Origin of the sequence: Bacteroides sp. AM16-13, from assembly GCF_003602705.1 — a bacterium.
Lineage (GTDB): Bacteria > Bacteroidota > Bacteroidia > Bacteroidales > Bacteroidaceae > Bacteroides > Bacteroides xylanisolvens.
Window position 1 is genome coordinate 357 of sequence record NZ_QTLK01000032.1, and the last position, 13,724, is coordinate 14,080.

At 42.3% G+C, this 13,724-nt stretch carries 9 protein-coding genes; 8 read left to right on the top strand and 1 reads right to left on the bottom strand.

Features of this window, described 5'->3' with window-relative positions:
• Positions 1-71: 71 nt before the first annotated feature.
• Both DW173_RS20610 and DW173_RS20615 read left to right on the top strand, forming a co-directional pair.
• Positions 72-1,061: an adenosine kinase gene (locus DW173_RS20610; protein WP_049702202.1), complete on the top strand. Its 990-nt coding sequence runs from the start codon at positions 72-74 to the stop codon at positions 1,059-1,061.
• Between the two features lie 46 nt (positions 1,062-1,107).
• On the top strand, positions 1,108-2,796 hold the full coding sequence (locus DW173_RS20615; protein WP_087318375.1) for a S41 family peptidase: 1,689 nt from the start codon (positions 1,108-1,110) through the stop codon (positions 2,794-2,796).
• Between the two features lie 136 nt (positions 2,797-2,932).
• Here DW173_RS20615 and DW173_RS20620 read toward each other — a convergent pair whose 3' ends face one another.
• Entirely contained in the window at positions 2,933-4,123 is a 1,191-nt protein-coding gene (locus DW173_RS20620; protein WP_120145150.1) for a PAS domain-containing protein, read from the bottom strand.
• Positions 4,124-4,306: 183 nt separating this feature from the next.
• Between DW173_RS20620 and ahcY the strand changes: the two genes are divergently transcribed.
• From ahcY to DW173_RS20650, 6 genes are all read left to right on the top strand, one after another.
• Positions 4,307-5,725, top strand: a complete 1,419-nt coding sequence (gene ahcY / locus DW173_RS20625; protein ID WP_008023149.1) for an adenosylhomocysteinase — start codon at positions 4,307-4,309, stop codon at positions 5,723-5,725.
• Positions 5,726-5,876: 151 nt separating this feature from the next.
• Positions 5,877-8,390 (top strand): YfhO family protein, encoded by a 2,514-nt coding sequence (locus tag DW173_RS20630; RefSeq protein WP_120145130.1) that lies wholly within the window; start codon positions 5,877-5,879, stop codon positions 8,388-8,390.
• 283 nt (positions 8,391-8,673) lie between these two features.
• Positions 8,674-10,005, top strand: a complete 1,332-nt coding sequence (locus tag DW173_RS20635; protein ID WP_024987955.1) for a TolC family protein — start codon at positions 8,674-8,676, stop codon at positions 10,003-10,005.
• A 22-nt stretch (positions 10,006-10,027) separates the two neighbouring features.
• On the top strand, positions 10,028-11,119 hold the full coding sequence (locus DW173_RS20640; RefSeq protein WP_008642648.1) for an HlyD family secretion protein: 1,092 nt from the start codon (positions 10,028-10,030) through the stop codon (positions 11,117-11,119).
• A 49-nt stretch (positions 11,120-11,168) separates the two neighbouring features.
• Positions 11,169-12,806, top strand: a complete 1,638-nt coding sequence (locus tag DW173_RS20645; protein ID WP_118220171.1) for an MFS transporter — start codon at positions 11,169-11,171, stop codon at positions 12,804-12,806.
• A 38-nt stretch (positions 12,807-12,844) separates the two neighbouring features.
• Complete coding sequence (locus DW173_RS20650) at positions 12,845-13,720, top strand: helix-turn-helix domain-containing protein (RefSeq protein WP_118220174.1); 876 nt, start codon at positions 12,845-12,847, stop codon at positions 13,718-13,720.
• Positions 13,721-13,724 lie beyond the last annotated feature (4 nt).

The window sequence follows — 13,724 nt, forward strand, 5'->3', positions numbered from 1 at the left end:
TTCTCAATTGCGATGCAAAAGTACTAGGTTTTTTTGAAATATGCAATATCTTTGCAAAAAAAATATTAGGAATGGACAAAATAATAGGATTGGGCAACGCCCTGGTAGACGTACTCGCAACCCTGAAGGATGATACTCTTTTGGATGAAATGGGTTTACCCAAAGGAAGCATGCAGCTCATCGATGACGCTAAGTTACAGCAGATTAACACAAAATTTTCACAGATGAAAACCCATTTGGCAACAGGCGGATCGGCAGGAAATGCCATCCTCGGACTGGCTTGTTTGGGGGCTGGAACAGGATTTATCGGAAAAGTGGGAAATGATAATTATGGAGAATTTTTTCGTGAAAATCTGCAGAAAAATAAGATTGAAGACAAATTATTGACCTCGGACCGACTACCTTCCGGCGTGGCATCCACTTTTATCTCACCGGATGGGGAGCGCACTTTCGGAACCTATCTGGGAGCAGCGGCTTCTTTGAGAGCGGAAGAACTGACGTTGGATATGTTTAAAGGTTACGCGTACCTATTTATAGAAGGCTACCTCGTTCAGGATCATGAAATGATTCTTCACGCCATTGAACTGGCTAAAGAAGCCGGTTTGCAGATTTGTCTTGATATGGCTAGTTATAACATTGTGGCTAATGATCTGGAATTCTTCACCTTGCTAATAAACAAATATGTCGACATCGTTTTTGCAAACGAAGAAGAAGCGAAGGCCTTTACCGGCAAGGAGCCGGAGGAAGCTTTGAGAGTGATTGCCAAGAAATGCAGTATTGCTATTGTAAAAGTCGGAGCAAGCGGTTCTTATATCCGCAAAGGAACAGAGGAAATAAAGGTTTCGGCCATTCCGGTTCAGAAAGTGGTGGATACTACCGGTGCTGGTGACTATTTCGCTTCCGGATTCTTATATGGATTGACCTGTGGATACTCGTTGGATAAATGTGCAAAAATAGGTTCTATTCTCTCGGGAAATGTTATTCAGGTAATCGGAACAACGATGCCACAGGAACGCTGGGATGAAATTAAGTTAAATATTAACAGGATTCTGGCAGAATAACAAAGGATTAAGCTACTTTTACGACTCATTTAGATTAAAAAGAGGTATGAAAAAATTGCTGAACAGGCGAATAGCTATTGTTGCAGTAGCAGTGATAGCCACAGTTGCTTTCTTTAGTTTCAAGAGCGGAGATGATCGTAATTTCCAGATTGCAAAGAATCTGGATATATTTAACGCGATTGTGAAAGAACTGGATATGTTCTATGTAGATACCATCGATCCGAATAAAACGATTCGGGAAGGGATCGATAATATGCTTTACACCTTGGACCCTTATACGGAATATTATCCGGAAGAAGATCAGAGTGAGTTGGAGCAGATGATTAAAGGATCATTCGGTGGTATAGGTTCTTACATTGCTTATAATACGAAACTAAAGCGTTCGATGATTTCTGAACCTTTTGAGGGAACACCTGCTGCAAAAGCCGGACTGAAAGCGGGAGATATCCTGATGGAGATTGACGGAAAAGACCTTGCCGGTAAGAATAATGCGGAAGTTAGCCAGATGTTGCGTGGGCAGGCAGGGACCAGTTTTAAGTTGAAGATTGAGCGTCCGAATGTGAAAGGCGGACGTACGCCGATGGAGTTCACAATTGTGCGTGAGTCTATTCAGAATCCGGCAATACCTTATACTGCCGTATTGGATAACAATATAGGTTACATCGGCCTTAGTACTTTTTCCGGCAATCCTTCCAAAGAATTTAAGAAAGCGTTTTTGGATTTGAAGAAACAGGGAGCCACTTCATTGGTGATAGACCTTCGTAGTAATGGTGGTGGATTGTTGGATGAAGCAGTAGAAATTGCGAATTATTTCTTGCCGCGTGGAAAAGTGATTGTGACGACCAAAGGAAAAATCAAACAGGCCAGTAACACTTATAAAACGTTGCGTGAACCGTTGGATTTGGATATTCCGATTGCCGTACTGGTAAATAGCGGAACGGCTTCTGCTTCTGAAATCTTATCAGGTTCTTTGCAGGATCTCGACCGTGCTGTGATCGTTGGTAACCGTACTTTTGGAAAAGGGTTGGTACAGACCACCCGTCCTTTGCCTTATGGCGGAATGATGAAAGTGACTACCTCCAAATATTATATTCCGAGCGGCCGTTGCGTGCAGGCTATTGATTACAAGCATCGCAATGAAGACGGAAGTGTCGGCACTATTCCCGACAGTTTAACTAAGGTATTCCATACGGCTGCCGGACGTGAAGTCCGTGACGGAGGTGGTGTAATGCCGGATATTACGATCAAACAAGAGAAATTACCGAATATCCTTTTCTATTTGGTACGTGATAATCTAATCTTCGATTATGCAACGCAGTATTGTTTGAAACATCCCACTATCGTTGCTCCGGAGAAGTTTGAGGTGACAGATGCTGATTATAATGATTTTAAAGCATTGGTGAAGAAAGCCGACTTCAAGTATGACCAACAGAGTGAGAAGATTCTGAAAACGTTGAAAGAAGCTGCCGAGTTTGAAGGATATATGGATGACGCTTCAGAGGAATTCAAAGTGCTAGAGAAGAAGTTGAACCATAATCTCGACCGTGACTTGGATTATTTCTCTACTGACATAAAGAAAATGATTGCTACTGAAATTATCAAACGTTACTATTATCAACGTGGTAATATCATCCAGCAGTTGAAGGATGATGACGGTTTGAAGGAAGCGATGAAAATACTGAATGATCCGGTGAAATACAAAGAAATGCTTAGTGCCCCGACTGCTAAGAAATAAAGAAATATTTTTCAAATATAGATAATACAGAAAACGCGGCTTTGTCATCGACAGGCCGCGTTTTCTGTATCTAATTGTAAATAGTCATATAAGTGTCATCCTCGGATACAGGTATTTGTAACCTCGACTGACACATTTATTGGCGAATCAAAGGGAGAGTGAAATAGAACCTGCTTCCCTGCCCCTCCTGGGAGCGCAGCCAGATACGTCCTCCCATTTTTTCTACTAACATTCTGCAAAGAGTCAGCCCCAATCCGGTTCCCTGAACAAAATCGTTGACCTTTCCAAAGCGGCGGAAAATAGTGGCAACTCTTTCTGCCGGAATACCGATGCCGCTATCTTTCACGTAGAACTCTACAAAATCCCCTTTTTCCCGATACCCGAAATGGATTTCTCCTTTGGGGGTAAACTTCGTGGCGTTACTAAGTAAGTTACTTATAATTTGTATAATACGATTCCAGTCACCGGAGGCATACATGTCCGCATCTACATTATCTAAAATAAGTTTGACTCCGTTTTGCGTCTTATGGCAAAACTGTTGCTCCAGTTGCAGACAGATATCTGTTAACTTGATCGGACGGATGTTGAATTTTAAAGAGTCGGCCTCCAGTGAGGACAGATCCAGAATATCGTTGAATAGATTCAGTAACATTTCCGAATTCCGTTCGATGATTTCCGCATATTGATTCTTCTCTTCCGTAGATGTTGCGAAAGTGATTAGTTTGGAGAATCCGACAATCGCATTGAGCGGAGTGCGTATTTCATGGCCCATGTTTGCAAGAAAAGCAGATTTCAGCCGGTCCGACTCTTCTGCCTTGACTCTGGCGGCCTTCAACTCTTTCTGTTGTTGCGCGTTCGTCTGTTCTGCTTCCCATTGTTGGGATATATCACGGCACATACACAACAGATATTTATTATCCAACGGAAAGATGCGGTTTTCGTAGTGATGTAAAACACCGTCCAACATCAGGTCATGTCTGGCTGTGGAACTTTCTCCCGTGAGGATCACTTTATCCATATTCTTGCGGACACTCTCATAAGCTTCTTCCGGCAGAATATCTTTTACGTTAGTAGTGCTGATATTACTGGCATTGATACCTTCTACGTGGTTGGTTGCCGGCGAAGAAGCAAGCTCTATAATATTGGCATCATGGTCGAAGACGGTGAGCATATCGGGGAGGGCATCCAATATCCGGGTGCTGTATTTATCGCGAAAACGCTCTTGGGAAGGAGGCGAAAGATGGGAGGAAAGAAAATCTATCTTCTCTTCTAATTGTTCGATTATTTCTAAAAGTTCCTCCTTCGTTTTGCCCTCGTAATGTCTCATAGAAGATTTATTGTTATTCATTAGAATATTGTAGAATTTGTTTTATCTGTTGCAAATATAAGACAATATTCCGAGACGCGGATTGTCTCCCAAGTTATTATAATATAAAAAAAACGGATAGCTTTTGCCCTACTAATCAGAATGTTCTATCTTTGCATCCATTATATATAAATGATTTACAATATGTCTACAGAATTATTCTCTACTCTGCCCTATAAGGTGGCAGATATTACGCTTGCTGATTTCGGACGCAAGGAAATCGATTTGGCAGAAAAAGAAATGCCCGGCCTGATGGCTCTTCGCGAAAAGTATGGAGAATCCAAACCGTTAAAAGGTGCCCGCATTATGGGATCGTTGCACATGACCATTCAGACGGCTGTGCTGATTGAAACGTTAGTGGCTTTAGGAGCTGAAGTACGTTGGTGCTCTTGTAATATATATTCAACGCAGGATCATGCGGCGGCTGCAATTGCTGCTACGGGTGTGCCTGTGTTTGCATGGAAGGGGGAGACTCTTGCTGATTATTGGTGGTGTACATTACAGGCATTGAGCTTTGCCGGTGGTAAAGGACCGAATGTGATTGTAGATGATGGCGGTGACGCTACGATGATGATTCACGTAGGTTATGATGCGGAGAATAATGCTGCCGTATTGGATAAAGAAGTACATGCAGAGGATGAAATAGAACTGAATGCAATCTTGAAGAAAGTGTTGGCGGAAGACAGTACTCGCTGGCATCGTGTAGCGGAAGAAGTGCGTGGCGTGTCTGAAGAAACTACGACAGGCGTACACCGTTTGTATCAGATGCAGGAAGAAGGCAAACTGTTGTTCCCGGCATTCAATGTGAATGATTCGGTCACAAAATCTAAGTTTGACAACCTGTATGGCTGCCGCGAATCGCTGGCTGACGGTATTAAGCGTGCAACGGATGTGATGATTGCCGGAAAAGTGGTGGTAGTATGTGGTTATGGTGATGTGGGTAAAGGCTGTTCTCATTCTATGCGTTCTTACGGAGCGCGGGTACTCGTGACGGAAGTAGACCCGATCTGTGCATTGCAGGCTGCCATGGAAGGCTTTGAAGTGGTGACTATGGAAGAAGCTTGCATGGAAGGCAACATTTTCGTGACTACTACAGGTAATATCGATATTATCCGTATCGACCACATGGAGAAAATGAAAGATCAGTCTATCGTTTGCAACATCGGTCATTTCGATAATGAAATTCAGGTAGATGCCTTGAAACATTATCCGGGCATCAAATGTGTGAACATCAAACCACAAGTAGACCGTTATTATTTCCCGGATGGCCACAGCATCATTCTGCTTGCTGACGGTCGTTTGGTAAATCTGGGATGTGCAACCGGTCATCCGTCATTTGTGATGAGTAATTCATTTACCAATCAGACATTGGCACAGATGGAACTGTTCAACAAGAAATATGATATCAATGTATATCGCTTGCCGAAGCATCTGGACGAAGAAGTTGCCCGCCTGCATCTTGAAAAGATCGGCGTGAAACTGACTAAGTTGACTCCTGAACAGGCTGCCTATATTGGTGTGTCAGTGGACGGACCTTATAAAGCAGATCATTATAGATACTAATTAGATTTGCGATTTGATGATTTACTATTTACGATTGATAAATGTGGGAGATCGGTATTCTACCGTTATCAATTGTAAATATTGGATTGTCAGATCGTAATTTATTTTATATTCAAACTTCAATCGTAAATAGTAAATCGTGTCATTGTAAATGAAAAAGTTTCTTCCTGACTTAATAGCCATTCTGGCTTTTATCATTCTTTCTTTCGCCTATTTTTTTCCGGCTGATATTGAAGGTCGTATCTTGTTTCAGCATGACACGGCTGCCGGAGTCGGCGCGGGACAAGAATCGAAAGAGTATCTCGAACGTACCGGAGAACGTACGCGCTGGACGAATTCGATTTTTGGAGGTATGCCTACCTATCAGATGTCTCCGAGTTACGACTCGACAACGTCCCTGAAAGGGGTGGAGAAGGTTTATCGCCTCTTTCTCCCGGATTATGTAGTGCTGACTTTTATTATGATGCTCGGATTCTATATCCTTTTGCGGGCCTTCGGAATATCGGCCTGGCTGGCAGGATTGGGCGGAGTGATATGGGCATTTTCTTCCTATTTCTTCATTCTGATACCGGCAGGGCACATTTGGAAGTTTGTGACGTTGGCTTATATTCCACCTACGATTGCGGGTGTCGTTCTGGCTTACCGGAAGAAATACTTGTTGGGTGGAATTATTACAGCACTGTTTATCGCCCTTCAGATTCAGTCGAATCACATTCAGATGAGCTATTATTTCATGTTTGTGATCCTGTTTTTCGTGGGAGCGTACTTTGAAGATGCTTATAAAAAGAAAGAACTGCTCCATTTCTTCAAGGCTAGCGCAATTTTGGCATTGGCTGCCGTGGTAGGAGTTTGTATCAATATCTCCAATCTGTATCATACTTATGAATATAGTAAGGAGACGATGCGCGGCAAGAGCGAATTGAAGCAGGAGGGCGCTGCGGCCAGCCAGACAAGTAGCGGGTTGGACCGTGACTACATAACCAACTGGAGTTATGGTATCGGCGAGACATTGACGTTACTGGTTCCGAACGTAAAAGGAGGAGGATCAGGGTCTACGATGTCGCAAAGCGAAGTTGCTATGGCAAAGGCCAATCCAATGTATAGTGGTATTTATTCGCAGTTGCCGCAATATTTCGGTGAGCAACCGTGGACAGCCGGTCCTGTATATGTCGGGGCATTTGTGATGTTCCTGTTCGTATTGGGTTGTTTCATTGTGAAAGGTCCTCTGAAATGGGCATTGTTGGGAGCTACTATCTTCTCGATTCTGCTTTCATGGGGAAAGAATTTCATGGGATTGACGGACTTCTTTATCGATTACGTCCCGATGTACAATAAGTTCCGTGCCGTATCTTCCATCTTGGTGATTGCTGAATTTACCATTCCTTTGTTGGCGATTTTTGCCTTGAAAGAGATTTTGAGCAAACCGGATACGCTGAAGTTGAAAGAGAACCGTGGAGGGGTGATTGCCACTTTGGTACTGACTGCCGGTGTTGCGTTGATTTTAGCTGTTGCTCCGGGTACTTTCTTCTCCGGTTTTATTACGACACAAGAGATGGCTGCTTTGAAGCAAGCACTTCCAGCCGAACATTTGGCTCCGTTTGTGGCAAACCTGACTGAAATGCGTGAAGCTATTATTGCTTCGGACGCATGGCGTAGTTTCTTTATTATAATGATTGGTTGCCTGTTTTTATTCTTATATCAACAGCGGAAGTTGAAAGCTTCTTTCACATTGGCTGGTATTGCGCTTTTATGTTTGATAGATATGTGGAGCATTAATAAACGTTATTTGAATGACGAACAGTTTGTGCCGAAATCCAAACAGACAGAAGCGTTTGTTAAAACACAGGCGGATGAGATGATCCTTCAGGATACTACTTTAAATTATCGTGTGTTGAACTTTATAGGCTTCCCCGGTAATACGTTTAATGAAAACAACACGGCATACTGGCATAAGAGTGTCGGTGGTTATCATGCAGCGAAGCTCCGTCGCTATCAGGAAATGATCGATCATCATATCATGCCCGAAATGCAGGAAACCTATCAGGCGGTGGCTACTGCCGGCGGACAGATGGACAGTGTAGACGCTTCCAAATTCCGTGTACTGAATATGCTGAATACAAAATACTTCATTTTCCCTGCCGGCGAGCAAGGGCAGGCTGTTCCTGTGGTAAATCCTTATGCATACGGCAATGCGTGGTTCGTAGACAAGGTGCAGTATGTAAATAATGCAAATGAAGAAATCGACGCTTTGAATGATATTCTTCCAACGGAAACAGCCGTAGTGGATGTGAAGTTTAAAGAACAATTGAAAGGTGTGACAGAAGGATATAAAGATTCTCTATCTACCATCCAGTTGACTAGTTACGAGCCGAATCGTTTGGTCTACAAGGCTTCCACTCCTAAAGACGGAGTTGTTGTCTTCTCCGAAATATATTATCCGGGATGGCAGGTGACTATTGACGGTCAGCCTGTCGATATTGCCCGTGCAGATTATATCTTGCGTGCGATAAATGTACCGGCAGGGGAACATACCATCGAAATGTGGTTTGATCCACAAAGCATACAGGTTACAGAAAGTATTGCTTATGCGGCACTGACTTTGTTGTTGATCGGAGTTATAATCTTTGCGTTGATGCAGCGCAGCAAGATTGCGAAGAAGTCTTAAGCGAAATGTAATAGTCATTAACCTTCATAATGTATTGTAAGGTTATAAAATAAGGGCGGCACTCCTCCTCACAAAGAGCGCCGCCCTTATTTTACATTCACTAAAAAAATATGAAAAAACAAACGCTGTTCATAGAAACATATTAAGTGTGATGTTTTATGAGAGTAGTTGTTTATTGTTTGTTCATTGAAAAAGGAAAATATGAATATAAACAAATAGTTTGTGGATAGTCTTATTATGCTGTAAGATACTAAATTTGTAGCCAATAATAGAGCATTATGTTATGAAAAGACTACTATTCATTTTTTCCTTTTTTTTCTTGTTCGTGTTACGTGGGAACACACAGGAGGTAGAGATTCTGACATTAGAGGATTGTCTCCGCATTGGTATTGACAATAACTTGTCGTTAGAAGGGAAACGTAAAGAAATACAAAAAAGTAAATATGGCGTATCTGAAAACCGTTCGAAGTTGCTGCCGCAAATTAATGCGATAGCCGGTTATAATAACAATTTTGATCCTCCGGTGTCAGTCACAGACGGTTCATCTTACGGAGTTCCCTATAATATAACGAAAACATTGCAACATTCTGCTAATGCAGGACTGGAAATGCAGATGCCGCTTTTCAATCAGACTCTTTATACTTCTATGTCCATAGCTAAAGTGATGGAAGAAATCAGTCGTCTGTCTTATGGAAAAGCCAGGGAAGATGTTATTCTTCAAATCAGTAAGATGTATTATCTCGGACAGGTCACGGCCGAACAAATCATGCTGATAAAAGCAAATATCACCCGTCTGGAAGAATTGAGAGATATTACACAGGCTTTTTTCGATAACGGAATGTCTATGGAAGTCGATCTGAAAAGAGTCAATATCAATTTGGAAAATCTGAAGGTGCAATATGACAATGCACAAGCAATGATGAAACAGCAATTGAATATGCTGAAATACATTATGGATTATCCGGCTGAAAAGGAAATCGCGCTGACACCTGTAAATGCCGATAGCATTACTACGGTAGCCCTGACCGGCTTGTCGGAAAATATCTATGAACTTCAACTCTCACAATCGCAAGTGCAACTGGCGGAACGGCAAAAGAAGATCATTACTAATGGATATATCCCTTCTCTTAGTCTGACAGGCAGCTGGCGATATGCTGCATATACGGATAAAGGTTATCATTGGTTCCACTCCGGTCCGTCCAATCAATGGTTTCGTTCCTATGGAGTGGGGCTAACCTTGCGTATTCCGATTTTCGACGGACTGGATAAAACTTATAAAATAAAGAAGGCGATGATCGATATAGAGAACAAAAGACTGGCATGGGAAGATGCCCGGAAGAATTTGCAAACTCAATATCTGAATGCTGTGAACGACCTGATGAACAATCAGCGTAACTTTAAGAAACAGAAGGATAACTACTTGCTTGCCGAAGATGTGTACGCAGTCACTTCCGACCGTTACCGGGAAGGCATTGCTTCTATGACGGAAGTGCTGCAAGATGAAATGCAGATGAGCGAAGCTCAAAACAACTATATCAGCGCACATTATAACTATCGGGTGACTAACCTGATGCTGCTTAAACTGACCGGACAAATAGAATCATTAGTCAAATAATACGCAAATAACAATCATAAATATGGAAACAATGGAAAATAACCTTCCTTCCGCTACTCATCAGGAGAAAGCAAAAAAAATGAAGAAACTTCGTCGCTGGCAGATTGCTATCAGCCTTCTCGGAGTGGCTATTATTGTTTGGGGAGTGATTGAAGTGATCTGCCTTTTTTTGAATTATAGCCAGACGGAGACTAGTAACGATGCACAAATAGAACAATATGTGTCTCCTATCAATCTACGTGCTTCAGGTTACATTGACAAAATCTACTTTACAGAACATCAGGAGGTACATAAAGGAGATACTTTACTGGTACTGGATGATCGTGAATATAAAATTCGCGTAATGGAGGCTGAAGCTGCCTTGAAAGATGCGCAAGCCGGTGCGACCGTCATCAATGCTACACTCAATACTACGCAGACAACAGCATCTGTTTACGATGCGTCTATTGCCGAGATTGAAGTACGTTTGGCGAAACTGGAAAAAGACCGGAAACGATATGAGAACCTCGTGAAACGAAATGCGGCTACTCCTATCCAACTTGAACAGATTGTTACTGATTATGAAGCTACGCGTAAGAAGCTGGAAGCTACGAAAAGGCAGAAAAAAGCAGCTCTTTCCGGTGTAGATGAAGTGTCCTACCGTCGCATGAATACCGAAGCGGCTATTCAAAGAGCAACAGCTGCGCTCGAAATGGCCCGGTTGAATCTTTCCTATACGGTTGTAATAGCTCCTTGTGACGGAAAACTCGGCCGTCGCTCATTAGAGGAAGGACAGTTTATTTCGGCAGGGCAGACCATCACCTATATTCTTCCTGATACCCAGAAATGGATCGTTGCCAATTATAAGGAGACACAAATCGAGAACCTGCATATCGGACAGGAAGTATTTGTCACAGTAGATGCCATTAGCGATAAAGAGTTTAAAGGCAAAGTCACCTCTATATCAGGAGCTACCGGCTCCAAATATTCATTAGTGCCGACCGATAACTCCGCAGGCAACTTTGTGAAGATCCAACAGCGCATCCCCGTACGCATCGACTTTACCGATTTATCAAAAGAAGACAACGAACGATTAGCAGCAGGCATGATGGTAGTAGTGAAAGCCAAACTCTAACCACCGTGCACCTATAATTCATAAATCATAATTCATAAATCAAAAATTAATGCCCTCTTATCCCAAAAATTATCCTTTCTATAGCTGGATGCCCAAACCGTTGGGTATTATCATTCTGTTATTTTTCTTTCTGCCGATTCTTACGGTAGGCGGGGTTTATTCGGTGAATAGCACCGAAATGATGAGCGGGCTTGGCATTATATCCGAGCATATCCAGTTTGCCAACTTTGTTACTTCTATTGGTATGGCAGCCTTTGCTCCTTTCCTATATCAGTTGGTGTGTGTGCGGCGGGAGAAGATGATGTGTATTGTCGGGTTTGCGTTCATGTATATATTCAGTTATATCTGTGCAAAGACAGACAGCGTTTTTCTGTTGGCGCTTTGTAGTCTTCTGACGGGTTTCTTGCGTATGGTACTGATGATGGTCAATCTGTTCACACTTATTTGGTATGCGGGTGGAATGGAAGCTACCCGCAATATTACTCCGGGGTTGGAGCCGAAAGATACTGCCGGTTGGAATAAATTGGACATTGAAAGATGTGTGAGTCAGCCGGCTGTTTATCTGTTTTTTATGATTCTAGGACAGTCGGGCACAGCATTGACGGCTTGGCTGTCCTTTGAATATGAGTGGAAATATGTGTATTACTTTATGATGGGGATTCTCCTAATCTCTATTTTGCTCTTGTTTATTACCATGCCGAATTATAAGTTTACCGGAAGGTTTCCTATTAATTTCCGTAAGTTCGGCAATGTCACTGCATTTTGCATCTCGCTGACTTGTCTCACGTATGTGCTGGTTTATGGAAAAGTACTCGACTGGTATGACGACGAATCTATCCGTTGGGCGACAGCTGTAAGTATTCTGTTTGCGGGAATTTTTCTATATATGGACGTAACGCGCCGGTCGCCTTATGTTTTGCTGGATGCGTTCAAACTGCGTACTATACGTATGGGAGCATTACTTTACTTATTATTGATGGTGATAAACTCCAGTGCTATGTTTGTCAATGTGTTTGCAGGAGTGGGGATGCATCTCGATAATCTGCAAAATGCTTCATTAGGTAATTGGTGTATGGTAGGTTATGCTATTGGTGCCGTGATTGCTATGGTGTTGGGAGGTAAAGGATTACATTTTAAGTATCTGTTTGCGATGGGATTCTTCTTCCTGTCTTTATCAGCTGTTTTTATGTATTTCGAGGTACAAACGGCAGGAGTTTACGAGCGTCTGAAATATGCAGTTATCATCCGTGCCACAGGCATGATGATTCTGTATGCACTGACGGCTGCTTATGCCAATCAACGTATGCCTTTTAAATATCTTTCCACCTGGATCTGTATTATGCTTACTGTGCGTATGGTTGTGGGACCGAGTATCGGCGGAGCAATTTATACAAATGTTTTGCAGGAGCGGCAACAACACTATATAACCCGTTATGCGCAAAATGTGGACCTGCTTAATCCGGATGCTTCCACTTCCTTCCTTGGTACGGTACAAGGTATGAAATATCAGGGAAAGAGTGAGACGGAAGCCCGTAACATGGCTGCTATATCTACCAAAGGGCGTATTCAGGTGCAGGCCACGCTCTCTGCACTCAAAGAGATGGCGGGATGGACAATTTATGGTGGGTTAATTTGTATGATATTTGTGCTTGTTGTTCCTTATCCTAAACGAAAATTGCTAACTTAGCGTCGTTTTTGATAATGATCTGTTAATATATTAGTATGATGGATAGCGGACAAGATCGTTTATTGCAGTTTGATCGCGATTTGTTAAGTGGGAAAAATATATGTAGCTCCGAAGGGATATTTGTAAATTTTCCACCCTCACTGAAGAAACCTTTCCAAATGAAAGGACTGGGGCTGATTATTTGCCACCAGGGTAATTTCCAGTTTTCGCTTAATCAGAAAAAGCATTTCGCAGGAGCAGGCGAAAGTTTGTTTATTCCCGAAGACGGCGAGTTTCAGGTTTTGCAAGAGTCGGAAGACATGGAGGTGCGGATTTTGATTTATCAGATAGAACCGATCCGGGATATTATGGGGAATCTGGTTGTTTCCATGTATATGTATTCCCGCCTTACTCCCGAAGAACCTTCTTGTGTCTGGTCTACTGGTGAGGAAGAAGAGATCATAAAGTATATGTCCTTATTGGACAATGTGTTACAGTCGGAAGAAAATTCATTTAAACTTTATGAGCAGAAATTACTTCTACTTGCATTGACGTACAGGATTTGTTCTATTTATAATCGTAAACTCGTCAATGACGGGCGGGAAGTGGGAGGACGCAAAAATGAAGTCTTTATTCACTTGATCCAGTTAATCGAAAAATATTATATGCAGGAACGGGGTGTTGAGTTTTATGCGGATAAATTGTGTTTGTCTCCTAAATATCTTTCTGCCGTTTCTAAGAGTATCTGCGGATATACCGTGCAGGAACTTGTATTCAAAGCTATCATTCGTAAGAGCATCTCATTGCTTAAAAATACGCAGAAAGATATTCAGGAGATTTCAAATGCCTTCGGCTTCCCCAATGCTTCTTATTTCGGTACGTTCTTTAAGAAGCAGGTTGGGGTTTCACCGCAGCAATATCGGAAGAATCTTTAAACGT